This window comes from Paraburkholderia sp. (genome assembly GCF_004298475.1).
GTDB classification, from domain to species: Bacteria; Pseudomonadota; Gammaproteobacteria; order Burkholderiales; family Burkholderiaceae; genus Paraburkholderia; species Paraburkholderia denitrificans.
Window position 1 is genome coordinate 101,389 of sequence record NZ_SCRP01000015.1, and the last position, 25,451, is coordinate 126,839.

Below are 25,451 nucleotides of genomic sequence, written 5' to 3' on the forward strand. Positions count from 1 at the left end.
CGCAACACACGCACATCAAGCAACGCAGGTGATATAGGCAGGAGACAGGCATGACCCTACCCGCAGCAGTAAAGATCGTCGAAGTCGGGCCGCGCGACGGTCTGCAAAACGAAAAGGACTTCGTTGCCACAGCAACGAAGATCGAGTTGATCGACCGCCTCTCGGCGGCCGGATTCCCGAACATCGAAGCGGCCTCGTTCGTCTCGCCGAAATGGGTTCCGCAAATGGCCGACGGCGCCGAAGTCATGGCTGCGATCGAGCGGCGCGCGGGGGCGATCTATTCGGTGCTCACGCCGAACCTGCGCGGCTTCGAGGGTGCGCTCGCCGCACGTGCCGACGAGATCGTGATTTTCGGCGCCGCGAGCGAAGCGTTCTCGCAGAAGAACATCAACTGCTCGATTGCCGAAAGCATCGAGCGCTTCGTGCCGGTCGCGCAAGCCGCGAAGCAACACGGCATGCGCATTCGCGGCAGCGTCTCGTGCGCGCTCGGCTGCCCGTATCAGGGCGAGGTGCCGGTTGCATCCGTGGTGGATGTGGTCGAGCGTTTCGCCGCGCTCGGCTGCGACGAGATCGACATTGCCGATACGATTGGCGTCGGCACGCCGAAGCGCACGCGCGAAGTGTTCGAGGCCGTGACGAAGGTGTTCCCGCGCGAGCGTCTCTCGGGCCACTTCCACGACACCTACGGCCAGGCGCTCGCGAACATCTATGCGGCGCTGCAGGAAGGCATCGCGATCTTCCACGCTTCGGTGGCGGGACTCGGCGGCTGTCCCTACGCGAAAGGCGCAACGGGCAACGTCGCGACCGAAGACGTGCTCTACCTGATGAACGGCCTTGGCATTCACACCGGCGTCGATCTGAACCAGGTCGTCGCAGCGGGCGATTTCATCTCGAATGCCATTGGCCGCGCCAACGTCTCGCGTGCGGGCAAGGCGCTGCTCGCGAAGCAGCGCAGCGAAGCCGCATGCGCATAACGGCACGTAAAGACACGAAACGCATCGCCCGTTGAGTTGCAGTACGAAGGAACGAATCCAATGACGCAAACGCTTTCCCCCTCGCACGACGATCTGGACGCACTGCCGGATTCGGCACGGCGCGTCGCGCGCCTGCTGCGCGAACGCGGCCACGAGAAGCCTGTCGTGATGCTGCCCGAAACCGGCAAGACCTCTGCCGAAGCCGCGGCCGGGCTCGGCTGCGAAGTCGCGCAGATCGCCAAGTCGATCCTCTTTCGCCGCCGCGATGACGACGCGCCCGTGCTCGTGATTGCAAGCGGCGCGAACCGGGTCGATGAAAAGAAAGTCGCGGCGCACGTGGGCGATATCGGCCGTGCCGATGCGAAGTTCGTGCGCGAGAAGACCGGCTACGCGATTGGCGGCGTCTGCCCGATCGGCCACGCCACGCCGCCCGTCACGCTCATCGACGCCGATCTGTTCGAACTCGACAGCCTGTGGGCCGCAGCCGGTCACCCGCATGCGGTGTTCAATCTCTCGCCGCAGGAACTGGCCGCGCTGACCGGCGCACCCGTGGTCGATGTCGCCTTGCGCGACGCGTGAGCATGACGGCGCATTCCGCTGCCGGTACAACGGCCTCGCCGTGCATCAACATCTGCCGCATGAGCGAGGTGAGCGGCCTGTGCGAAGGTTGCCTGCGCACCATCGACGAAATTGCGGCGTGGTCCACGCTCGATGACGAGGCGAAGCGCGCGGTCTGGAACGCCATCGAAACGCGTCACGCGCAGTGGATCGCGCAACGCTTCGACGCCGCACCCGCAAGCGAAGAAGGTGCGCAATGAACGCGCCGCCCAGGGTCGTGAAGCACGGCGAAACCTGCCGCTCGACGCTCGCGCTCTCGCCCGATTCGGTGAAGTCGTTTGCCACACTCGTTGGCGATCTGAACCCGCTGCATCACGACGACGCTTATGCACGTGAAAGCCGCTTCGGCGGACTGATCGCATCGGGCACGCAGCCCACCGCCCATTTCATGGCGCTGCTTGCGACGCATTTCTCGACCTACGCACAACCGCTCGGCCTCGAGTTCGACATCAAGCTCAAGCGCGCAACCTACGCGCACGACGTGCTCACGTTCGAATGGCGCGTCGAAGAAGCGTGGTGGAAGCAGAGTCTGAATGGCGACCTCGTCAAACTTGCGGGCACGGCGGTCAATCAGGATGGCGAACCCGTTATCGTCGCCAGCGCAACAATTCTCGTCATGCCGAAACCATGAGCGCCAGCACACAACTTCCGCCGTCGATCCGCGTGTTCGAGCGCGGCTGGCTTTCGTCGAATAACGTGCTGCTCGTCGACGACGCGCGCGCCGCGATTGTCGATACCGGCTACGCGACGCACGCGGCACAGACCGTCGCGCTCGTCGAGCGCGCGTTGGGCGCGCGCCCGCTCGATCTCGTCGTCAATACGCATCTGCATTCCGATCACTGCGGCGGCAACGCGCAACTGCAAGCCGCGTGGCCGTGCGAAACGCTGATCCCGGCGCGCAGCGCACGCGCCGTGCGCGAGTGGGACGAGGCACGCCTCTCGTTTCTCGCGACTGGACAGACCTGCCATCGCTTCGGTTTCACCGGCACGCTCGCGCCGGGTGAGCGTCTTGTGCTCGGCGGTTTCGAGTGGGAGGTGATTGGCGCACCGGGTCACGATCCCGATTCGGTGATGCTCTACGCCGCGCAACCGCGCCTTTTGATCAGCGCCGACGCGCTTTGGGAAAACGGCTTCGGCGTGATCTTTCCCGAACTCGATGGCGAAAGCGGTTTCGCCGAGCAGCAAGCGGTGCTCGAAGCGATTGCGAAGCTCGATGTGAATATCGTGATTCCGGGCCACGGCGCACCGTTCTCGAATGTCGATGCGGCACTCGAACGGGCATTCTCGCGACTCGCGTGGCTACGCGCCGATCCTGCGCGCAATGCACGCAACGCGTTGAAAGTGCTCGTCGTATTCAAGCTGCTCGAAGTGCGCTCGATGACATTCACCGCGCTGGAGGCGATGCTCGCGCATGCTTCGGCCATGCGCGCGGCGGCTCGGCAGCTTGCGCCGCAAGCCGCATGGCCTGCGCTCCTTCGTGAACTGGCTGGCGAACTCGCGAAGGGCGGCGCGCTCGTGCTGGACGGCGAGCGGATCGACGCACGCATGACCGTGGATTAGGCGAGAAGCTTCAGCGAAGACGGCCGGGGAATGTGCAGCAATAGTTGTTCGCACAACAGGCGAACGGATTGCGGCGGGCCGGCAATCGACCGCTATTTTACGAAGCACAATAAAAAAAACGCTCGTCCATTGCTGGGCGAGCGTGAGCATCGTTTACCGACGTGATCAAACTATGAAGTTATCATACCCGCGCAAAGAAGCATGCCGAGTAGGTAATTTCCCTAAAGGCGGCTGACGTAAATCAAGAAACGTCTCGCATTGCATGGACAACATGACGCACCCCGATCCTCGATTCGCGATCCGAATCAATTTTTAGCGAAACCGGGACCGACCCTTGCGCGTTGCAACACGATCCGCCAGCCCGGATTCACGCCCGCTGCCGCTCGCGTGAACGAAGAGGCGACGCGCTCTCAGCGCTCGGTCGCCTCGAAAAACGCAAGCATCTCGCTCACGAGTTCCGTACCCGCTTCCTCGGGGATGTAGTGGCCGCACGCCAGCGCGCGCCCGCTCACGTCGCGCGCCACCTTGCGCCATTCGTCGAGCGGGTCGAAGCAGCGCTCGATTGCCCCCTCCTCGCCCCACAGCACGCGCAGCGGGCACGATACTTTGTGACCGCGTTCGAGATCGGCGCGGTCGTGTTCGAGGTCGATCGTTGCGGACGCACGGTAGTCCTCGCAGATCGCATGCACCGCGCCGGGCGCGCGCAGCGCAGCGCGATAGGCATCGAGCGCCTCGGGCGCAAACGGCGCGAGCCCCGCGTGACGATTGCCCATCGTGCGTTCGATGTAAACGTCGGTGTTCTGGCCGATCAGCGTTTCAGGCAGCGGCGCGGGCTGGATCAGGAAGAACCAGTGGAAATACAGTGTCGCGAACGTGCGGTCGGTTTGTTCGTACATCGCGAGCGTGGGCGCGATGTCGAGCAGCATCAGACGCTCGACGGCATCCGCATGATCGAGCGCCATGCGATGCGCGACGCGCGCGCCGCGATCGTGCGCGCAGACGAGAAACCGCTCGTAACCGAAGTGGCGCATCACCGCCACCTGATCGGCGGCCATCGCGCGCTTCGAATACGTCACATGCTCCGGGTCGCCCTGCGGCTTCGACGATGCGCCGTAGCCGCGCAGATCCGTCGCGATCACGGTGAAGTGCCGCGCGAGTTCGTCGGCGCAGCGATGCCAGATCATATGGGTCTGCGGATGGCCGTGCAGCAGCAGCAGCGGCGGCCCCTCACCGCCCTTGACGCCGTGGATGTCGATACCGCTCGCCGTACCGACGGTAAAGGGCGTGAATGCTTCGAACGGCATGTCCCCTCTCTTGTTTGAATTGGACGTGTCACATTGTAGGAGGCGTGCGCTGCGCGCCAGCGTAATTTCCATACTGCCCGAGTAGAAACCGAACACTTGCTCAAAAGCCGCGTACGGTCGCCCCGTGCAGGCCGTACCGTCGCACTCCTATAATCGAACGATCGTTTCGTGATTGTCGTTAAGGCCGTCCGCGCGCCGCATAAGGAGACTCACGTCATGGCATTGCCCGCCGTCCTGCAAAACCTGTCGCTGCCCGTCGTCGGCTCGCCGATGTTCATCGTCAGCTATCCCGAACTCGTGCTCGCGCAGTGCAAAGCCGGCATCGTCGGTTCGTTCCCGGCGCTCAACGCGCGCCCCGCCGAGCAGCTCGACGCCTGGCTCACGCAGATCCAGACCGAACTCGCCGCCTGGCAGGCCGCGAACCCCAACGCGACGATCGGGCCGATTGCCGTGAACCAGATCGTCCATCAGTCGAACGCGCGCCTCGAACACGACGTGCGCGTGTGCATCGAGCACAAGGTGCCCATCTTCATCACGAGCCTGCGCGCACCGGCGCGCGAGATCATCGACGCCGTGCACGGCTACGGCGGCATCGTGCTGCACGACGTCATCAATCTGCGCCACGCGGCGAAGGCGCTCGAAGCGGGCGTCGACGGGCTGATCCTCGTCGCGGCGGGCGCGGGCGGCCACGCGGGCACGACCTCGCCATTCGCGCTCGTGGGCGAAACGCGACGCCTGTTCGACGGGCCGATCGTGCTGTCCGGCGCCATCGCCAACGGCGGCTCGATTCTCGCCGCGCAGGCGATGGGCGCGGACCTCGCCTACATGGGCACGCGCTTCATCGCCACCCGCGAAGCGCACGCGGTGGAGGCGTACAAGCACGCGATCCTCGAAGCAAAAGCCGCCGACATCGTCTATACGAACCTCTTCACCGGCGTGCATGGCAACTACATCCGCGAGAGCATCGTCAACGCGGGGCTCGACCCGGACGCGCTGCCCGAATCGGACAAATCGAAGATGAACTTCGCGGGCGACAAGGCGAAAGCATGGAAGGACGTCTGGGGCGCGGGCCAGGGCGTGGGACTGATGGACGATATCCCATCGGTCGCCGAGCTTGTCGCGCGGCTCAAGCGCGAGTACGACGACACGCGCACCCGGCTCGGCATGGGACGCTGACGGTTCGCGCCGGGTCGCCGGGTCGCCGGGTCGCCGGGCCGCCGGGTCGCCGGGTCGCCGGGTCGCCGGGCCGCCGGGTCGCCGCGCCGCCGGGCAGCGGCAGCAGCCGCCGCAGCAGCAACCACGGCGGCGAGCGCCCCGGCTACGAAGCCGCCGCCGCGCGTATCGCTTCGACGCCGGGCCACAATCCGCGACCGGCGAAACGCTCCGCGAGGAAATCGACGAACGAGCGCACCTTCGCCGAGAGATGACGACGGCTCGCGTAGACCGCGTAAATGGGCAGCTCGCGCGGCGGCAGTTCATCGACGAGCAGCGGCACGAGACGGCCTTCGGCGATGTCGTCGCCGATCACCTCCGTGCCCAGCATCGACAGCCCGCCGCCCTGCAGCAGGACCACGCGCAGCGCTTCGAGGTGGTTGACGATCAGGTTGCCGCGCGGTTTCGCGCGCGCGCCGCCTTCCGGGAACGGCGCAAGCTCCAGCGCCGACGCGCCCGCGTAATGCACGAAGTCGTGCCGGGCCAGATCGGCGACGCTCTTCGGCACGCCGTGCTGCCGCAGATACTCGGGCGACGCGCACAGCACGATGTGCGCGGTCGCGAGCGGCCGCGCGATCAGCGACGACGACTTGAGCCCGGAGGGCGACGCGCGGATCGCGACGTCGAAACCTTCGTCGATGAGTTCGACGACGCGATCCGATAGCGTGATGTCGACGGTGACCTGCGGAAAGCCTGCGGCGTAATCCGCGACCGCGCCCATCACGTGCCGCAGCCCGAATGCGGTCAGCGACGACACGCGCAGCCGCCCCTGCGGCACGACGCTCGCGGCGCCCACGGCCTGGCCGGCTTCGTCGAGTTCGGTGAGCGCGAGCGCAAGACGCTCGTAGTATTCGCGGCCCGCCTCGGTGAGCACGACGCGCCGCGTCGTGCGGTTGAGCAGCCGCGCGCCCAGTTGCTGTTCGAGGTGCGCGACGTGCTTGCTCGCCATCGCCGCGGACATGTTCATGCGCTCGGCCGCGCCGACGAAGCTCCCCGCTTCGACGACCTGGCGGAACACGTTCATGCTGACGAGGGTATCCATCGCGCGTGTCCGTATCGGTGAGTTATCGGAAAACAGCAGGAATCAATCGCCGCCATTGTGCGCGATTTATCAATTGCCGGTGCGCAATGCCCAATACCCAACGCCCAACGCGCACAGTGGCCCGGAATTGCAAAAACCCCGCGCTGCGAGCAGCACGGGGTGCACGGGGTTTTGCGTTGCGGCACGCCCGAAAGCGCTGCGGCCTAGAACTTCGCGCGGATGCCCGCGCCGTACGTCATGCCCGACGACATGTTGTCGAAGTGGTCGTACATGTACGCCGCGTAGACGTCGGTGCGCTTCGAGAGCGGGTAGTCGTAGCCGAGCACCGCGGTCTGGTGCGTCTGGTTCAGGCCGCCGGTGTCGCGCGAGTACACGTACGAGGCCATCACCGTGCCCGTGCCCGCCGGCACCGACACGCCGCCCTGCGCCGTGTTCACGTGCCAGTTGCCGATCTGCTGCGTGTTCGCCGTATACATGTACTGGCCGAACAGCTTCAGGTACTTGAGGTCGTACGACACGCCGACCTGGGCCACGCCCTGGCTCTTCAGGCCGAGCGTCGGCTCGCCGGAAGGCGAAGCCGAAATGCCGCCGATGTCGCCCGGCTTGTTGTTGAAGTTCACGTACTGATACACGGCCGTCGCGGCGAACGGGCCGTGGAAATACAGGCCCTGCGCGCTCCACTTCTTCGAGCGGTTGTCGCCCGCCGTATTGCCGAGCGCGTACATCACCGAGCCCGAGAGGCCGTTGAAGTCAGGCGTCGAATACTGGACGGCGTTGTCCCAGCCCGAATCGCCCACCACGCCCTGGTCGGTCTTGTAGGTGGGGAACGTCGAGAGGCCGAGGAACACGTGGTACACCATCGGCGAGAACGTGTACGAGTCGACGAGCGGGTTGAACAGAATCGTCGAGATGAACAGGTGCGTGGTCAGGCGGCCGGCCGTAACCGTGCCGTACGGCGACTCGATGCCGACGTAGGCGTTGCGGGCGAAGAACGTGTCGCCCTGGAAGCGGCCGTCCTGGCCGTTTTGCGCACGAAAGAAGCTTTCGAGCGTGAAGATCGCCTTATAGCCGCCACCGAGATCTTCCGCACCCTTCATGCCCCAGTACGACGTCGACATGCCGCCGCCGCCGACGTTTGTCGCAGCATTGCCGCCCGGAAACTTCGTGACCCCGACCCATTCGTCGACCTGACCGTAGAGCTGAACGCCCGATTGCGCAAACGCCGGCGAAGAAGCGGCGGCAAGCACGGCAGCGAACGCGCTCGCCTTGAGCGCGGTGCGCAGCGCGCGGCTAACGGTGGTGGTCATGTGATCTCCTGTCTTTGCAAATTGGGGTAATTCGTGGCTCGTGGCGCGCGCAAACCCCGGCTTTGCGCCGATTGCAGACATGGCTATCCCCGGTCCGGTTCATCTTCACGGACCCTGTGTGCCGTCCCAGAAATTAGCGGTTAGCGCCTGTCGGGCGAAACGGTTGGTTTGTACGTCTGCGAATGCCGCCTGACCCGCCCGGGCGTCTCTTTGTGCTGCGTTGCAGCTTGTGCGTCGCCGGGCTTTCGAGCCGGGTCGACGGGGACTTTTTCGGGGTGCTGGGGATTGCGATTGACGCGCCGCCGTAGCGAAGCCGAGATTTGATGACAAATCGGTTACGCGGGCGAGCGCTTTCTGTCGGAGTGTGGTATCCGCACGTCAGAGTGGACCATTTGCCGCACGAGGACGAATGAGTCGTCGAGGCCGGACGCAACTGGTGCGGATGCAACGATATGCGTCGCCCGCCAGCCGGAAAAGCAGGTCAGACGACGAACGTGGAAGGCGATTGACGAGGGGGAAAACGTTGGGAGGTACAACTAATCGCAGCCGCTTGCAGCCGATCGCAGCCGCTCGTGGCTAGTTGCGATACGGCGAAGGCATCGGCGGACGCGGCGCCTCGCCGCCACTGCGCTGCTGCACGGGGCGGAACGCGCCGCGCTCCTCGTTATAGCGCGCCACGTCTTCGCGGATCGAACCCGCGCGCACCGGCGAGTCGGCCGGCGGATGCGGCACGGAACGCGTCTGTGCACTGACCGGCGTAATCGGACCGTTGCCGTAGCCGCCAAAGCCGCCGCCGTGCGCCGCATACGCAGGCTGCACGGGGGCGAATGCGGCGAATACGGCGAGCGCCGTCAATCCCGCCCCAAAGGCCAACCGTCCCAGTCGTGACCACCCTGCGTGCATTATGTCGATCGCCTGCCCGACGTTACGCTTGAAATTCCGCCACTCGGGCCGTGGCGGGCCAAACCTGGTGTCCGCCCGCATGATGCGCGACGCTTGCCACCATCGCGGGCACAAATACCCTTTGAGCTAATTTATGGGCGACCTGAAAAGGTGTCGAGCCTAAAAGTGTTATGCCACCGGAAGGGTTGTAACACCGTGTTACTGCACGGTTTTTTGACTTTTTAAGACCGCCTGGCACGGGTTTCGTGATATCCGGCCGATTATCGCGGCGCACCATTCATATGCCGAAAGAACGCGTTGATTCTTTAAATGAATTTGCTATTTCAATCGGCCTGCGGAGACAATAGGGTTCCCGTTGACCTGCGGCGCGTCGTCCTACCTGGTCCTACCTCGTCCTGCATCGTCCTGGACCCTGGATGTCCTGGCTCCGCGCCGCGCCGTTGCGCCCCCGAGATTGTCAGATGGCCCGTCCGAAATACCTTCCCGATAACTTCACGCTGAGCCTGATCGCCACCGTGATCGTCGCGAGCTTTTTGCCGGTGCGCGGCGCGGCCGCCACACCGTTTAACTGGCTCACCAATTTCGCCGTCGGCCTGCTGTTCTTCCTGCACGGCGCGAAGCTCTCGCGCGAAGCGATCATCGCGGGCGCAACGCACTGGCGTCTCCATCTCGTCGTGCTGGCGAGCACCTTCATCGTGTTTCCGGTGTTCGGCGTCGTCCTCAAGCCGGTCCTCTCGCCGCTCGTCACGCCTGCGCTCTACGCGGGCGTGCTGTTCCTCTGCACGCTGCCCTCCACAGTCCAGTCGTCCATCGCCTTCACGTCGATTGCGCGCGGCAACGTGCCCGCCGCCGTGTGCAGCGCCTCCGCATCGAGCCTGATCGGCATCTTCGTCACGCCCGCGCTCGTGAGCCTCATCGTCACGAACCAGAGCGCGCGCGGCGGTTCCGCCTGGCACACGATCTGGAACATCGTGCTGCAACTGCTCGTGCCCTTCATCGCGGGGCAATTGCTGCGCCCCGTGATCGGCCGCTGGATCGGGCGCAATATCGGCATGCTCAAGTTCGTCGACCAGGGTTCGATCCTGCTCGTCGTTTACGGCGCGTTCAGCGAAGCCGTCAACGAAGGGCTCTGGCATCACATTCCGCTTTCGGCGCTGGGCGGCCTCTTCGTCGTGAATGCGGTGCTGCTCGCGCTCGCGCTCGGCACGACGATGTTCACGAGCAGGAAGCTCGGCTTTTCGCGCACCGACCAGATCACGATCATCTTCTGCGGCTCCAAGAAGAGTCTTGCGGCGGGCGTGCCGATGGCGAAGGTGATTTTCGCGTCGAATGCAGTCGGCGCAATCGTTTTGCCGCTCATGCTGTTTCACCAGATCCAGCTGATGGTGTGCGCGGCGCTCGCGCAACGCTGGGGTGCGCGCGATATGAGCCGCGAGCGCGATGCGCAAGCGGGCGACGAATCGCGCGTGGGCAGCAGCGAGCGCTCGCAGGCCGTGGCGCGGCGATAAACCACACGCGTTCGTCATGCGCGCTTCACGGGCAGGCGGCGCGCAGTTCTCTTTCTTTCCTCTTTCACTCGTGCTTTCGCCACCCCGTTCTTTGCGGCGAAGCTCCCGCGCGCGCATCTTTCCGCCTGCCGTCGCGCGTTTAGGCGCGCTAACGATTGCGCCCCCCTGTCACCAAAAATTCACTTAATTCCAGCACCTTGCTGCCGTTAAGCGTGTCGTCATTGCCTGCAACGGTTCTCCCATGTCTGTTCGCGCAGCCCCGCCTCCCATTCCGACCGGCATCGCCGATTTAATCGCAGGGCGCCATCTGCGCGCTGTTTTTCAGCCGATCGTCTGTTTCGAGGACGGCATGATCCTCGGCTACGAGGGGCTGATCCGCGGCCCCGCCGGATCGCCGCTCGAATCGCCCGCGGCGCTCTTCGCGCACGCGCACGAACAGCGCTGCACGACCACGCTCGAACATGCGGCGGCGCGCATCTGCATCGACGTATTCGCGCAATTCGGCGGCGAGAGCAAGCTGTTCCTGAACTTCAGCGCCGACGCGCTGCACCGCCTCACCGACGGCGGCCGCGACGCCGCCGCGCTCTTCGACGGCACGCTCGACGCCCGCCGCGTCGTGATCGAACTGACCGAGCAGAGCGCCATCGACAACTTCAGCGAATTTACGGGCGTCGTCGATGCCCTGCGCGCAGCCGGCGCGCAATTCGCGCTCGACGACTACCGCACCGCGAACGCGAGCATGAACCTGTGGGTGCGCCTGCAGCCGGATGTCGTGAAGATCGACCGCTTTTTCATCGACGGCATCGCGAGCAACGCCATGAAGTTCCAGGCCGTGCGCGTGATGCACCACTTCGCGCAGGCGAGCGGCGCGCGGCTCGTGGCCGAGGGCATCGAAAGCGAAGCCGATCTGATCGTGCTGCGCGACATGGGCATCGGCAGCGGCCAGGGCTATTTCTTCGGCCGCCCCGAAAACCCGCCTGCGCGCGCGATTACGCAAGCCGCGCGCGAGGCGATCCGCGCGAACCACATCGCCGTGTTTCCCGAAGCCGCGCGCCGCGCGGCGACGACGCAGGCGAGCGGCGCACCCGCGGCGAAGATGATCGTGCACGCACCCGCGGTCCAGCGCCGCGCCACCAACAACGATGTGCTCGCACTCTTCAACCGCCAGCCCGAACTGCACGCGCTCGCCGTAGTCGAGGGCGAAATGCCGATCGCGCTCGTCAACCGGCGCGCGTTCATGGACCGCTACGCGCTGCCCTATCACCGCGAGCTGTTCGGCAAGAAAGCCTGTCTGCAATTTGCCAACGCATCGCCGGTGCTGATCGAGCAGTCGATGACCGTCGAGCAGATGGCGACGCTGCTCGCGAGCGACGACCAGCGCTATCTCGCCGACGGTTTCATCATCACCGACAACGGCCGCTACGCCGGGCTCGGCACCGGCGAAAGCCTCGTACGCGCCGTCACCGAGGTGCGCATCCAGGCCGCGCGCTACGCGAATCCGCTCACGTTCCTGCCGGGCAACATTCCGCTGACGTCGCACATCGAGCGGCTGATCTCGAACGATGCGGGCTTCCACGCGTGCTACGTCGATCTGAACCAGTTCAAGCCGTTCAACGATCAATACGGCTACTGGCGCGGCGACGAAGTGCTGAAGTTCGCGGCGAAGGTGCTCGCCGAAACCTGCGACCCGACTCGCGACTTCCTCGGCCACGTGGGCGGCGACGACTTCCTGATCCTGTTCCAGAGCGAGACGTGGTTCGAACGCGCGCAACGCGCGATCGAGGCCTTCAACGCGGGCGCGCGGCGCTACTACGCTCAGGAAGACCGGCTCGCGGGCGGGATTCGCGGCGAAGACCGCCAGGGCAATCCCACCTTCTTCAGCTTCGTGACGATGGCGATCGGCTGCGTGTACGTTGCACCCGGCAGCGGCGCGCAACACAGCAGCGAGGGGATTGCATCGCTCGCGGCCATCGCCAAACGCCGGGCAAAGCAGGAAGCCACGGGCCTCGTGGTGATCGACGGCTGCAACTGCATGGCGCTGCAGCCCGTGCCGGGCGAAGCTGCGGCGATGGCGGGCTGAAGCGCGTTTCACATTTCGTATTTTGCGTTTCGCCTCGCTGCAAACAACGCCAGCCGCACGTGTTTAGCTATTTTTAGTAAACATGTAAATTTACATTTTTGGCCTTATATCCGGGTATTTCCGGGGTTTTACTACGCGTATACAAAGTCGTTTATCCAAATTTTTACTATACAATCGCCCCCACACCTGTTCTTCACCGCGCGGCGCCGTGGCGCGCCGCCCGCCAGGAGCCATGGGGACAACCATTCGCGACATCGCGCAGGCAGCCAACGTATCGATCGGCACGGTCTCGCGCGCACTTAAAAACCAGTCGGGTCTCTCCGAATCCACGCGCGCGCGCATCGTGGAAGTCGCGCGCTCGCTCGGCTACGACTGCGGCCAGTTGCGCCCGCGCATTCGCCGGCTCACGTTCCTGCTGCACCGCCAGCACAACAACTTCGCGGCGAGTCCGTTTTTCTCGCACGTGCTGCACGGCGTCGAGAACGCCTGCCGCGAGCACGGCATCGTGCCCGCGCTGCTGACCGCCGGCCCCGCCGACGACACCATCCAGCAACTTCGCATGCACGCGCCCGACGCCATCGCCGTGGCGGGCTTCGTCGAGCCGGAGATGCTCGCTGCGCTCGTCGGCCTGCAGCGCCCGCTCGTGCTGATCGACCTGTGGGCGCAGGGCCTGCGCTCCGTGAACATCGACAACCTCGCGGGCGCCGCGCTCGCGATGCAACACCTGTTCGAGATGGGACGGCGGCGCGTGGCGTTCATCGGCGGATCGCTCGCGCACTTCAGCATCGCGCAGCGCGCGCTCGGCTACCGGCGCGCGTTTTTCGAAGCGGGGCTGCTGTTCGACCCGTCGCTCGAAGTGACGATCGACGCCGGGCTCGATCCCGATACCGGCGCGGCGCGTGCGATGGAGCGTCTGCTCGACGCCACGCGCGGCGCGCCGCCCGACGCCGTGTTCGCCTACAACGACGCCGCCGCGCTCGCCGCCATGCGCGTGTGCCTGGCGCGCGGCCTGCGCGTGCCCGAGGACGTGGCCATTGTCGGTTTCGACGACATCGCGGGCGCAGCGCACGCGGTGCCGTCGCTCTCGACGGTCGCCGTCGACAAGGAAGGGCTCGGGCAGCGCGGCGTCGAATTGCTGCTCGAAGAAGCGCCCGCCGTCACCGAAATCAGCCTGCCGGTGCAACTGATCGCGCGCGGCAGCACGACCGGCGAGACGGGCCCGGACGCTGCCCGCGCGAGCGGCGGTTCGCGCGGCGCAAAAACCGCAGCAGCGCTGCAAGGCGAACGCTCAAGCGAACATTCACGCGAACAGCAGACGATGCAGACGGCGCAGCACGCCGCCACGCCGGACGCCTCGCTCACCCTCACCGCCGCAAGCAACGCAGCACGCAACGCCAATGCGCAAGCCGAAGCTGGCGCCGCCATCGCGCCGCCCTCGCGCAGCGCGACCGTGCATACGGCCGCAACCGCGCCGAAGTCACGCTGAAGCCCAGCCCAAGCCTCGATGGAAAAGCCATGACGAAGCTCACCGATACCGTCTGCCCCGCCCAGCCCGGCACCGAACCCGCGGGCGCGCCGCTTGCCACCGCGCCTGCAACGGGGAATTTCCGCGACCGCACGTTCCTGCTCTCGCACGTCGAGGACACGCTGCGCTTTTACGCGCCGAACGTGTTCGACCCGACGGGCGGTTTTCACCACTACTTCCGCGACGACGGCTCGGTCTACAACGCGCATTCGCGCCATCTCGTGAGCAGTTGCCGTTTCGTCTTCAACTATGCGATGGCGTATCGCGAGTTCGGCGATCCGCTGTATCTGCAGTACGCGCGCCACGGCCTGCAGTTCCTGCGCGAAGCGCACTGGGACCCGCAGCACGAAGGCTACGACTGGGAGATCGACTGGCGCGACGGCAAGAAGCGCACGCTCGACGCCACGCGCCACTGCTACGGCCTCGCGTTCGTGCTGCTCGCGTATTCGCATGCGGCGATGGCGGGCATCGAGGAAGCGCGTCCGATGATCGGCGCGACGTTCGAGTTGATGGATCACCGCTTCTGGGACGCCGCCGCGGGTCTCTACGCCGACGAAGCAAGCGCTGGCTGGATCGTGTCGCGCTATCGCGGCCAGAACGCGAACATGCACGCGACCGAGGCGCTGCTCGCGGCCTACGAGGCAACGGGCCATCTCGTCTATCTCGACCGCGCGGAGCGTGTTGCGTCGAACCTCACGCTGCGCCAGGCGAAGCTCTCGCAAGGGCTCGTGTGGGAGCACTTTCACGCGGACTGGTCGGTGGACTGGCACTACAACGAAGAGGACAGTTCGAACATCTTCCGGCCGTGGGGCTTCCAGCCGGGACACCAGACGGAGTGGGCCAAGCTGCTGCTGATTCTCGAGCGGCATCGTCCGCTGCCGTGGCTGCTGCCGCGCGCGATCGAACTCTTCGACGCGGCGATGACGCAGGCATGGGACGACGACCACGGCGGGCTCTACTACGGGTTCGGCCCGGACGGCACGGTCTGCGATCACGACAAGTACTTCTGGGTGCAGGCGGAGACCATCGCGACCGCCGCGCTGCTTGCGAAGCGCACGGGCGCCGAGCGCTTCTGGGACTGGTACGACGAACTGTGGCGCTATAGCTGGACGCACTTCGTCGATCACCGCTACGGTGCGTGGTACCGCATCCTCACGTGCGACAACCGCAAGTACGGCGACGAAAAGAGCCCGGCGGGCAAGACCGACTATCACACGATGGGCGCCTGCTACGAGACGCTCAACGCGCTGCCGGGACGCGGCGTGGCGCCTGCCATCGACCGCAACGGCGCGCGTGCGCACGCGCCGCTGCAACCGGCGGCAGGCGGCGATACACAGCATGAAGGAGCCACACGATGAGCACCTGCAGCATGGGCCCCGACTTCTCTTCAGGTTTTCCGGCCTTCATCTCGGCCGGCGACATCCTCACCGATCTCGTGCGCACCGACACACCGGACGGCGCGCCTTCGCACGCCGGTTCGCAATGGCGAGCGCATCCGGGCGGCGCGGGCTGGAACGTCGCGCGCGCGGTCGCGCGGCTCGGCCTGCCGACAGCCTGCGCGGGCGCGCTCGGCACCGACAATTTCTCCGACGAACTCTGGAACGCGAGCGTCGCCGCGGGCCTCGACATGCGCTTCATGCAGCGCGTCGAGCGTGCGCCGCTGCTCGCGATCGTGCATCGGACGCATCCGCCCGCTTACTACTTCATCGGCGAGCAGAGCGCCGACCTCGCCTTCGATCCCGCCCGGTTGCCCGCAGGATGGCGCGCGAACGCGAAGTGGGCGCACTTCGGCGGCATCAGCCTCGTGCGCCAGCCGCTTGGCGAAACGCTCGCCACGCTCGCCGCCGAACTGCGCGGCGCAGGCGTGAAGATCAGCTTCGATCCGAACTGCCGCAGCCTGATGGCGCACGGCTACGAGCCGATCCTGCGCCGCATGGCCGCGCTCGCCGACCTCATCAAGGTCTCCGACGAGGATCTGCGGATGCTGTTCCCGGGCCTTGGCGAAGCGGAAGCAATCGCGGCGATGCGCGCGCTCAATCCGGCCGCCACGCTGCTGGTGACGCGCGGCGCGCAAGCGGCCACGCTCTTTGCTGGCGACGAGGTCATCGAAGCCGCGCCGCCGCGTGTGGAGGTAGCGGACACGGTGGGCGCGGGCGATGCCTCGATCGGCGGGCTGCTCTTCAGCCTGATGAGCGCGCCGCAGCGCTCGTGGCGCCAGCATCTGGGCTTCGCGCTCGCAGCCGGTGCGGCGGCCTGCCGTCGCCCGGGCGCGCATTCGCCGACACTCGACGAAGTGGTGGCGCTGCTTGCCGACTGAGCGACGTGCATGCACCGCATGCACCGCATGCACCGCGCGGTTCGTACGGTTCGCGCGGCTGGCCCGCTTGCGGCTGACACGAAACTGAAGCGCCGCTGACACACCCGTGCCCCGCAATCGCGCGGGCAAAGTGCTAGCATGGAAGCTACCTCCCGGCTCCACGCCGGGACGGTCTTTCCTTCCACCGGGAGCGCGCTATGGAAGAAGTGACCTACACCAAGGGGATCTACACGGCAGTCGCCACAACGCGGCCCATGGACGGCGGGCTGTACCAGGGTCTGGTCGCTCTGGCCCGCGACGACGGCGAGGCACTCGAAAACGCCGTCTACGAAGTGGAAAGCGCATCGGGCACGCCCGAAGAAGCGCTCGAAGAGGCCAAGGCGCTCGCACATCGCATCCTCGGCGAGCTCGAACTGTAAGGCCGCGAACGCGCAGGGAACACGCAGCAAACCAACCTCAAACCAATAGCAGACTGCTGCCTCACGTTCGGGCTGAATCACCGGTAATCCGGCTGGAGGCGATCATGGCCGAACAGCTCTTTCTCTACGGCGTCTACGCCATCCACGTTCATCCGCTGCAACTGCAGGGCGCGCGCTGGGACGCCGAATACCAGATCACGCACCGCGACAAACCCGTGCAGCAGTGGGTCACCATCGGCGGCAACGCGGGGTTCGACGCGCCCACTCAGGCCGTCGATGCCGCGCGCCGCCAGGCCATCGCCGATATCGAACAAGGCGCGGGCATACCGAAGCCGCACAACTTTCCCTGAGCCCGTGCTTTTGCCGCGCCTGCGCCGCCCGCGCGAAGCGCGTGAGGCGCGGCGCTGCGGCTCGCGGGCTTGTCCTGTCCGTCCGGCGTTGCTAGGCTTTCTCCCATTTCGAGTTCGAAGGGAACGCCATGACGTCCGAGCCGCAGCAGCGCACCGCGAATCAAGCCGCCCGGCAGACCGGCCAGCCCTCGCGGTCCGCACGCGTCACGCCGCGCACACTGTTCATCGGCGGCCGCGAGATCATGGTGCACGGCATGCCGTCGCCTGGCTGGCGCGATTTCTATCACAGCGCGCTCACCATGCGCTGGCCCACCTTCTTCGCGTCGCTCGCCGGTCTGTTCCTCGTCCTCAACGCGCTCTTCGCGTGCCTCTACCTGCTTGGCACCGCGCCCATCGCCAACCAGTACCCGAGCGGCTTCGGCGGCGCGTTTTTCTTCAGCGTCGAAACGCTCGCGACAGTCGGTTACGGCGACATGCACCCGCAAACGCTCTATGCGCACGCTGTGGCGACGCTGGAGATCTTCATCGGCATGTCGGGCATCGCGCTGTCCACCGGGCTCGTATTCGCGCGCTTCTCGCGTCCGCGCGCGAAGATCATGTTCGCGCGCGAGGTGGTCGTGCATCCCATCGAGGGCCGCACGACGCTCATGGCGCGCGCCGCCAACGCGCGCCAGAACGTGATCGCCGAAGCGGGCGCGAAGCTGCGGCTCATGCGCTTCGAAACCACATCGGATGGCTATTCCGCGCGCCGCATCCACGACCTCAAGCTCGTGCGCGACCAGCATCCCATCTTCTCGCTCGGCTGGAACCTCATGCACGTGATCGACGAATCGAGTCCGCTCTTCGGCGAAACGCCCGAGTCGCTCGCACGCCAGCATGCTTCGATCCTCGCGATGATCGAAGGCTCCGACGAATCGACCGCGCAAATCATGCAGGCGCGCCATAGCTGGTCGGACAGCCAGATCCGCTGGCAGCACCGCTACGTCGACATGCTTTACGACGTCGACGGCGTGAGCCACATCGACTACCGGCACTTTCACGACATCGAGCCGTACGACGGCCCGGCCGCGCAGAGTTCGCAGCCGGTCTGAGCGGTCTGAGCGGTCTGAGCGGTCTGAGCGGTCTGAGCGGTCTGAGCGGTCTGAGCGGTGAAAGCGGTGGGCGCGCGCCGGCCCGGCGGCCTTGCAAAATCTCTCTCAAAAGCGGCGCGGCACGCGAAGCATCTCGCGCATGCACCGCGCGCGCGAGGTCAGTTAGCAAAATATTTCCGTTATCGGCGCTAAAAAATAGAGTCTCTTGCGACGCGCACCGCACGCCGGGCGCGCCGCCGCGATAACAAGCCGTGCGCAGGATCGGTCGGGTCGACAGCACCCGCTGCGATCGAAAAGGAGACTCCACCATGAACGCCCGCCCCGCGTTCGGCGATGCTTCGCCCCCGCCTCTCGCCGACTACCGTCTGAGCGACAACCTCACCGCCACGCGCGGCCGCATCTTTCTCACCGGCACCCAGGCGCTGATCCGTCTCGCACTGATGCAGCACGCCGTCGACAAAGCCCGCGGCCTGAACACCGCGGGCTTCATCAGCGGCTATCGCGGCTCGCCGCTCGGCATGGTCGACCTGCAGGCGTGGCGCGCGCAAAAGCTCCTCGACGCCGCCGGCGTGCGCTTCCTCCCGGCCATCAACGAAGAACTGGGCGGCACCGCCGTGCTCGGCACGCAGCGCGTCGAAGCCGATCCCGAGCGCACCGTCGAAGGCGTCTTCGCGATGTGGTACGGCAAAGGCCCCGGCGTGGACCGCGCAGGCGACGCGCTCAAGCACGGCAACGCCTACGGCTCGTCGCCGCACGGCGGCGTGCTCGTGGTCGCGGGCGACGATCACGGCTGCGTTTCGTCGTCGATGCCGCATCAGAGCGACTTCGCCATGATCGCGTGGCACATGCCCATCGTGAATCCGTCGAACATCGCCGACCTGCTCGAATTCGGCCTCTACGGCTGGGCGCTGTCGCGCTACTCGGGCGCCTGGGTGGGTCTCAAGGCGATTTCGGAAACCGTCGAGTCGGGCTCGACCGTCGATCTCGATGCGATCCGCACCGACTGGCCCGCGCCCGCAGGCTTCGCGCCGCCGCCCGGCGGCCTGCACAACCGCTGGCCCGATCTGCCGAGCCTCGCCATCGAAGCGCGGCTCGCCGCCAAACTCGACGCCGTGCGCCACTTCGCGCGCGCCAACAGCATCGACAAATGGATTGCACCGAGCCCGCACGCGAACATCGGCATCGTCACCTGCGGCAAGGCCCATCTGGATCTGATGGAGGCGCTGCGCCGCCTCGACCTCTCGGTGACCGATCTCGACGCCGCGGGCGTGCGCATCTACAAGGTGGGGCTCTCGTTTCCGCTGGAGATGTCGCGCATCGACGCCTTCGTCGCGGGCCTGACCGACGTGCTCGTGATCGAAGAGAAAGGCCCCGTGGTCGAGCAGCAGATCAAGGACTATCTCTACAATCGCACGGCTGGCGCGCGTCCGGCCATCACCGGCAAAGCAGCCGTTGACGGCACCGCCCAGCTCTCCGAACTCGGCGAACTGCGCCCATCGCGCATCCTGCCCGTGTTCGCCGCGTGGCTCGCGCGGCACAAGCCCGCACTCGACCGGCGCGACCGCGTGGTCGATCTCGTCGCGCCGCAGATCCTCTCCAACGAAGCCGACGCCGTGCGCCGCACGCCCTACTTCTGCTCGGGCTGTCCGCACAACACCTCGACGAAGGTGCCGGAGGGGTCGATCGCGCAGGCGGGAATCGGCTGTCACTTCATGGCCTCATGGATGGAGCGCGACACGACCGGCCTCATCCAGATGGGCGGCGAAGGCGTGGACTGGGCTGCGCACTCGATGTTCACGAACACGCGCCACGTCTTCCAGAATCTCGGCGACGGCACCTATTTTCATTCAGGCATCCTCGCGATTCGCCAGGCTGTCGCGGTGAACGCCAACATCACCTACAAGATCCTCTACAACGACGCTGTTGCGATGACGGGCGGGCAGCCGGTGGACGGCAGCATTTCGGTGCCGCAGATCGCGCGCCAGGTGGAGGCCGAAGGCGTTTCGCGCTTCGTCGTCGTGAGCGACGAGCCCGAGAAATACGACGGTCATCACGGCCTCTTCCCGAAAGGCACGACGTTCCATCATCGCCGTGAACTCGATGCCGTGCAGCGCGAACTGCGCGACATCCCCGGTGTCACCGTGCTGATCTACGACCAGACCTGCGCCGCCGAAAAACGCCGCCGCCGCAAGAAAGGCGAGTTCCCCGATCCGGACAAGCGGCTCTTCATCAACGAGGCCGTGTGCGAAGGCTGCGGCGATTGCGGCGTGCAGTCGAATTGCCTCTCGGTCGAGCCGGTCGAAACCGAACTCGGCCGCAAGCGCCGCATCGACCAGTCGTCGTGCAACAAGGACTACTCGTGCGTGAACGGCTTCTGTCCGAGCTTCGTGACGGTGGAACACGGCAAGCTCAGGAAGGCTGCAGGCGCAACGTTCGATCCGCAGGCGCTCGCCGCGCGCGTGAATGCGCTGCCCGTGCCGCAGACGCCGCTCGAGGACGCGCCGTACGACATTCTCGTGACCGGCGTGGGCGGCACCGGCGTCGTGACCGTGGGCGCGCTCATCAGCATGGCCGCGCATCTGGAAGGCAAGAGCGCGTCGGTGCTCGATTTCATGGGCTTCGCGCAAAAAGGCGGTGCGGTGCTCTCGTTCGTGCGCTTCGCCGCAACCGACGCCTTGCTCAACCAGGTCCGCATCGACACGCAGCAGGCCGACCTGCTGCTCGCCTGCGACATGGTTGTGGCCGCAAGCGCCGACGCGCTCCAGACCGTGCGCCACGACCGCACGCGCATCGTCGTGAACACGCACGCGATTCCGAACGCGTCGTTCGTGCAGAACCCCGATGCGAACCTGCACGCCGACGCGCTGCTCGCGAAGATGCGCCACGCCGCGACGGGCGGCTTGCCCCGCGCGAACAGCGGCGCGCAAGACCCGCTTTCGACATGCGACGCGCAGGGGCTCGCGCAACGTTTTCTCGGCGACACGATCGGCGCGAACATCCTGATGCTCGGCTTTGCATGGCAACTCGGCCTCGTGCCGGTTTCGCTCGCGGCGCTCACGCGTGCGATCGAACTGAACAACGTGGCCGTGCCCGCGAACCTGCTTGCACTTTCGATTGGCCGTCTCGCCGCAGCGGACCCCGCCGCGCTGGAAACACTCGAAACGCTCGACACGCAACACAAGCGCGTCGCGGAGCCGAAGCGCACGCACACGCTCGACGAACTGATCGCCGATCGCGAAGCGCGTCTCGTCGCGTATGGCGGGGCGCGGTACGCCCGGCGCTTTCGCGCGCTCGCCGATGCTGCGCGTGCCGCCGACAAGAGCGTGGACCAGGCGCTTGCACGCGCCGTCGCGACGACGTTCTATCGCCTGCTCGCGGTGAAGGACGAATACGAAGTCGCGCGGCTCTACACCGATCCCGCTTTCCGCGCCGCGCTCGAAGCGCAGTTCGAAGGCACGGCGGGCCGCGACTTCACCGTGAAGTTCAACATGGCGCCGCCGCTGATCGCGCGCGCAAAGCACGGTGAAGCGCCGCGCAAGATGCAAATCGGCCCGTGGCTGTGGCGCGTGCTTGCGGTGCTCTCGAAGGGACGCGGCGTGCGCGGAACGTGGCTCGATGTGTTTGGCCACACGCTTGAGCGCCGCATGGAACGCGCGCTCGCCGACGACTACGAGGCAACGCTGCGCGTTGCGCTCGCGCGTCTCGATGCACACAACGCTGCCGATATCGCTACGCTCGCGGGCCTCTACGAACGCGTGCGCGGCTACGGCCATGTGAAGCTTGCGAACCTCGCGGCGGTCAAGCGCGCCGAGCGCGAGCTCGCGGCCCATCTGCAACTCGATGCGAAGACGAGCGCGGTCGTGCAGGAAGCGCTCGATTCATTCAAGGGCGCGGGCGCGCTGCGCGGCATTCCGGTGGTCGTCGCGAAGTAACGCGCACGGCGTAAGTGCAACAAGCGCAAAACGGGCGGCTGCGCTGGCCGCCCGTTTGCTTTGTTGTGCACGATTCGTTCAATTCGGTTCGTTCACTCCGGTTCGTCGGAAATCCAGTCGACGTCGCCGCACAGCACGCACAGCCGCGCGCCGACGTGCACCGCCATCGAAAGCGTCACGCACGGCAGGGCCTCGGTAATCGACAGATACGGCGCCGTGACATGCACGCGCCCTGGCGCCGCCAGCGCCGCGCGAAAATACGGACGCCGCAGCCAGTTCGCGCCCTGCGCCTCGTCGAGCGGCAAGAAGCGCGCGTCGTGCTGCGCGCGGTCGACGCGCAGCACGACGTTGCGTTCGGCCTGCCGTCCGTTCGCATCGAGCAGGAAACAGCGCGCCGCATGCGTGAGCCCGAGGAAATTCCAGCACACCTCCTCCATCGGCTCGCCCGCGCCAAGCCGCTCCGCCGCGCGCTCGAACGCGCGCACATAGGGCGCCAGCCGGCTCGCCGTGCCGCGCTCGCGCGCCTCGGTCTGCGAGCGAAAACGCTCCGTTGCCTCGGCGATCACCGCTCGCGTCTGCGCCGCATCGGCGAGACCCGGCGCCGGACGCGCGAAGAAAAACCCCTGCACGAAGTCCGCATTGCACGAGAGCGCGAGCTGCGCCTCCTGCTCGGTTTCGACGCCCTCGACCAGCACGAGCTTGCCCGCTTCGTGCAGAAGCGCGACGAGGGCGGGCAGCGTCGCCGCCATGTCCGCCCGATGCGCGGCGTGCAGCAGCATGATGCGGTCGAGCTTCACGATGTCGGGATTGAGCTGCCACACGCGGCCGATATCGACGTTGCCCGCACCGAAGTCGTCGAGCGCGATGAGAAAGCCGCGCTCGCGCAACGACACGATGGCGCGCGCGAGTGCGTCGAGATCGGTGGCCTGCTCTTCGAGCACTTCGAGCACGATGCGGCGCGGCGGCAAATCGAGCCGCTGCAGGTTCGCGAGCAGCGCCGCCGTGTGATACGGCTCGGTGAGCGTGCCCGGATGCACATTGAGGAAAAGCCATTCGCGCTCGGCGCCCAGCAGCCTGAAATTTTCCAGATGCAGGAGCTGCGCAAGACGATCCAGTTGCAGGACTTCGCCGATGCGCGCCGCCTCGCCGAACACGTCGAGCGGGGGAACCGGCCGGTCGAGCGCGTCATGCGCGCGCAACAGCCCTTCGTAGCCGATCGCCCGCATGTGCGAAAGGCTGAAGACCGGCTGGAACACGCTCGTCAGCGCGAGGTCGCCGTAGGGCGCGCTGTAGCGCTGCAGCCCCGAGGTGACGCTCATATTGAAGCCGTGCGGCGCGACGGCCGTTTTGTCCTGTTGCTCTGCGCCCATGCGTTCCTCTCGCGCGAGATCGTCGCCGGCGTGCGCGCGAGGTTCGCGCGCGCGATGACCGCCGGCCTGATTCATTGCGTCACAAGCTGCGAAAAGCAAGGATCGTGCGCGTTGGCGCGCGAACGTCGCATGCGTTGAAGCGCGCGTGCCTGATGTCACGCACATCACGCACGGTACGCACGTCACGCGCGGCGCGCGTGCGCCGCGAACGGGCACGCCGCGCACCACATTCATGCAAGGGCGATGCGCGTGCGTCGCGCCGTGGCGGCCTCGCTGCCGCGCGCCGGATTCTTCCTACTAATTCCCCGCTCATCCGCACGACAGCCGCCGGGCGCCACCCTGTGCCGCCGCGACCGGACGCAGCGGCTCATCCGCCTTCGCCTGATCCTTCGCCTGATCGCTGGAAACCGTATTCACGGTTCTTATTCTGCGCTTCCTGGTGGCGCAATCGTGCGCCATTGTGTGGCGTGTGTCCGTGATGGTGCTTTAACGCAGTGCGCACACTGCGGCGCTCGCCGAGGTCGGCTGGCAGCGTCCATCGGAAACACGGGCGAAAAAAAAGCGGCACGTAGGCCGCTTTCATTGCCGCCGCAGCCGCGCGCCACAGGTGCGGGCGCGGCATGCAGGCGTCAGACCGATGCTTGCTGGACGGGCTTGCGGCGCAGCAGCGCGTAGAGAATGATCGAACCGAACGTCGCGGTGCCGATGCCGCCCAGCCCGAATGCGCCGAGCTTCAGCGAAAAATCGCCTGCGCCGAGCACGAGCGTGACGGCGGCGACGATGAGGTTGCGGTTATCGGAGAAATCGACCTTGTTGACGACCCAGATGCGCGCGCCGGTCACGGCGATCAGGCCGAACACGACGATCGACACGCCGCCGAGCACCGGACCCGGAATCGTCTGGATCACGGCGCCGAACTTCGGCGAGAAACCGAGCACGATTGCGATCAGCGCGGCGACCACGAACACGAGCGTCGAGTAGATTTTGGTGACGGCCATCACGCCGATATTCTCGGCATAGGTGGTGACGCCCGTGCCGCCGGCGAAACCCGAAACCATCGTGGCCAGTCCGTCGCCGATGAACGCGCGGCCGATATAGCGGTCGAGGTTCACGCCCGTCATCGCGGAAACGGCCTTGATGTGACCGAGGTTTTCGGCCACGAGAATCACGGCGACCGGCATGAGCAGGGTCATTGCGTGCGCATCGAACACGGGCGCGCCGAACTTCGGCATGCCGAACCAGGCGGCGTTGCCGACGATCGCAAAATCGACCGGCTTGCCGAGGCCCATGCCGTTCGTGACGATTGCGTAGATCACGTAGGCAACCATCAGGCCGACGAGAATCAGAAGACGCTGCAGCATGCCGCGCGTAAACACCGCGACGCCGCCCACGCAGACGACGGTCATGAGCGCCATCCACGAATCGAACTGCGAGCCGCTCACGCCCTTCACGGCGATGGGCGCGAGATTCAGGCCGATCACGCAGACGATCGCGCCGGTGACGACAGGCGGCATCAGCGTCTCGATCCACTTCGTGCCGACCGCCGACACGATCAACCCGATCACGGCGTAGACCGCGCCGCACGCGATGATGCCGCCGAGCGCGACCGGAATGTTCGGATTCGGCCCGTGCCCGCTATAGCCCGTGATGGCGATCACGAGCCCGATGAACGCAAAGCTCGACCCGAGATAGCTCGGCACACGGCCGCCCACCACGACGAAGAACAACAGCGTGCCGATGCCGGACATGAAAATGCACAGATTCGGGTCAAATCCCATCAGCAGCGGCGCGAGCACGGTCGAGCCGAACATCGCGACCACGTGCTGCACGCCCATCGCGAACATCTGCGGCCAGGGCAGGCGCTCGTCGGGGGCAACAACGCTCCTCGCGCCGCTCGACGCATCGCGCCAGCGGGGGAAATAAGAATCGGACATCTGGG

The 25,451-nt window shown here is 66.1% G+C and carries 19 protein-coding genes and 2 pseudogenes; 15 read left to right on the forward strand and 6 right to left on the reverse strand.

Translation table 11 applies throughout. The annotated features are described in order from the left end of the window. Positions 1-50 precede the first annotated feature (50 nt). Genes EPN59_RS08905 through EPN59_RS08925 form a run of 5 tightly spaced genes read left to right on the forward strand, consistent with a single transcriptional unit; the run spans position 51 to position 3,152 of the window. The gene (locus tag EPN59_RS08905; protein WP_293039304.1) at positions 51-974 is read left to right on the forward strand and encodes a hydroxymethylglutaryl-CoA lyase; all 924 of its coding nucleotides are present in this window, start codon (positions 51-53) and stop codon (positions 972-974) included. Positions 975-1,034: 60 nt separating this feature from the next. Then, on the forward strand, positions 1,035-1,553 hold the full coding sequence (locus tag EPN59_RS08910) for a YbaK/EbsC family protein (protein WP_293039307.1): 519 nt from the start codon (positions 1,035-1,037) through the stop codon (positions 1,551-1,553). 2 nt (positions 1,554-1,555) lie between these two features. Then, a complete protein-coding gene (locus tag EPN59_RS08915) occupies positions 1,556-1,792 on the forward strand; it encodes a DUF1289 domain-containing protein (protein ID WP_293039310.1) in 237 nt (78 codons plus the stop codon). Continuing rightward, positions 1,789-2,223 (forward strand): MaoC family dehydratase, encoded by a 435-nt coding sequence (locus EPN59_RS08920; protein ID WP_293039313.1) that lies wholly within the window; start codon positions 1,789-1,791, stop codon positions 2,221-2,223. The genes EPN59_RS08915 and EPN59_RS08920 overlap by 4 nt, the downstream gene beginning before the upstream one ends. Beyond that, positions 2,220-3,152 carry an MBL fold metallo-hydrolase gene (locus EPN59_RS08925; RefSeq protein WP_293039316.1) on the forward strand — a complete coding sequence of 311 codons (933 nt, stop codon included), beginning with the start codon at positions 2,220-2,222 and terminating at the stop codon, positions 3,150-3,152. Before EPN59_RS08920 ends, EPN59_RS08925 begins: the two co-directional genes overlap by 4 nt. Positions 3,153-3,562: 410 nt before the next feature. On the opposite strand, the gene EPN59_RS08930 is transcribed toward EPN59_RS08925, so the two are convergent. Then, positions 3,563-4,456, reverse strand: a complete 894-nt coding sequence (locus EPN59_RS08930; RefSeq protein ID WP_293039319.1) for an alpha/beta hydrolase — start codon at positions 4,454-4,456, stop codon at positions 3,563-3,565. A gap of 216 nt (positions 4,457-4,672) precedes the next feature. Here EPN59_RS08930 and EPN59_RS08935 point away from each other — a divergent pair, with 216 nt between their 5' ends. Continuing rightward, positions 4,673-5,632, forward strand: a complete 960-nt coding sequence (locus EPN59_RS08935; protein WP_293039322.1) for a nitronate monooxygenase family protein — start codon at positions 4,673-4,675, stop codon at positions 5,630-5,632. A 142-nt stretch (positions 5,633-5,774) separates the two neighbouring features. Here the strand turns inward: EPN59_RS08935 and EPN59_RS08940 are convergent, their stop codons facing one another. The 3 genes and pseudogenes from EPN59_RS08940 to EPN59_RS08950 all read right to left on the reverse strand — a co-directional run. Next, on the reverse strand, positions 5,775-6,710 hold the full coding sequence (locus EPN59_RS08940) for a LysR family transcriptional regulator (protein ID WP_293039325.1): 936 nt from the start codon (positions 6,708-6,710) through the stop codon (positions 5,775-5,777). Positions 6,711-6,913: 203 nt separating this feature from the next. Next, complete coding sequence (locus EPN59_RS08945; protein WP_293045901.1) at positions 6,914-8,017, reverse strand: porin; 1,104 nt, start codon at positions 8,015-8,017, stop codon at positions 6,914-6,916. 576 nt (positions 8,018-8,593) lie between these two features. After that, positions 8,594-8,773: pseudogene (locus EPN59_RS08950) on the reverse strand (hypothetical protein); the annotation flags it as partial. Between the two features lie 608 nt (positions 8,774-9,381). Between EPN59_RS08950 and EPN59_RS08955 the strand changes: the two are divergent. The 9 genes and pseudogenes from EPN59_RS08955 to EPN59_RS08995 all read left to right on the forward strand — a co-directional run bounded on the left by EPN59_RS08955 (position 9,382) and on the right by EPN59_RS08995 (position 22,142). Then, positions 9,382-10,428 (forward strand): bile acid:sodium symporter family protein, encoded by a 1,047-nt coding sequence (locus EPN59_RS08955; RefSeq protein WP_293039331.1) that lies wholly within the window; start codon positions 9,382-9,384, stop codon positions 10,426-10,428. Positions 10,429-10,669: 241 nt separating this feature from the next. After that, positions 10,670-12,508, forward strand: a complete 1,839-nt coding sequence (locus tag EPN59_RS08960; protein WP_293039334.1) for a phosphodiesterase — start codon at positions 10,670-10,672, stop codon at positions 12,506-12,508. A gap of 232 nt (positions 12,509-12,740) precedes the next feature. Next, a pseudogene (locus EPN59_RS08965) lies at positions 12,741-13,715 on the forward strand (LacI family DNA-binding transcriptional regulator); the annotation flags it as partial. Positions 13,716-14,023: 308 nt separating this feature from the next. Next, positions 14,024-15,391 carry an AGE family epimerase/isomerase gene (locus EPN59_RS08970; protein ID WP_293039337.1) on the forward strand — a complete coding sequence of 456 codons (1,368 nt, stop codon included), beginning with the start codon at positions 14,024-14,026 and terminating at the stop codon, positions 15,389-15,391. Beyond that, on the forward strand, positions 15,388-16,350 hold the full coding sequence (locus tag EPN59_RS08975; protein ID WP_293039340.1) for a carbohydrate kinase: 963 nt from the start codon (positions 15,388-15,390) through the stop codon (positions 16,348-16,350). Before EPN59_RS08970 ends, EPN59_RS08975 begins: the two co-directional genes overlap by 4 nt. A gap of 197 nt (positions 16,351-16,547) precedes the next feature. Beyond that, complete coding sequence (locus tag EPN59_RS08980; protein WP_293039343.1) at positions 16,548-16,769, forward strand: hypothetical protein; 222 nt, start codon at positions 16,548-16,550, stop codon at positions 16,767-16,769. 104 nt (positions 16,770-16,873) lie between these two features. Then, the gene (locus EPN59_RS08985; RefSeq protein WP_293039345.1) at positions 16,874-17,119 is read left to right on the forward strand and encodes a hypothetical protein; all 246 of its coding nucleotides are present in this window, start codon (positions 16,874-16,876) and stop codon (positions 17,117-17,119) included. Between the two features lie 242 nt (positions 17,120-17,361). Then, positions 17,362-18,210: an ion channel gene (locus EPN59_RS08990; protein WP_293039387.1), complete on the forward strand. Its 849-nt coding sequence runs from the start codon at positions 17,362-17,364 to the stop codon at positions 18,208-18,210. A 308-nt stretch (positions 18,211-18,518) separates the two neighbouring features. Beyond that, on the forward strand, positions 18,519-22,142 hold the full coding sequence (locus EPN59_RS08995) for an indolepyruvate ferredoxin oxidoreductase family protein (protein ID WP_293039348.1): 3,624 nt from the start codon (positions 18,519-18,521) through the stop codon (positions 22,140-22,142). A gap of 92 nt (positions 22,143-22,234) precedes the next feature. On the opposite strand, the gene EPN59_RS09000 is transcribed toward EPN59_RS08995, so the two are convergent. Further along, complete coding sequence (locus EPN59_RS09000; RefSeq protein WP_293039351.1) at positions 22,235-23,512, reverse strand: EAL domain-containing protein; 1,278 nt, start codon at positions 23,510-23,512, stop codon at positions 22,235-22,237. Positions 23,513-24,141: 629 nt separating this feature from the next. After that, positions 24,142-25,446 (reverse strand): solute carrier family 23 protein, encoded by a 1,305-nt coding sequence (locus tag EPN59_RS09005; protein ID WP_293039354.1) that lies wholly within the window; start codon positions 25,444-25,446, stop codon positions 24,142-24,144. Positions 25,447-25,451: the final 5 nt, after the last annotated feature.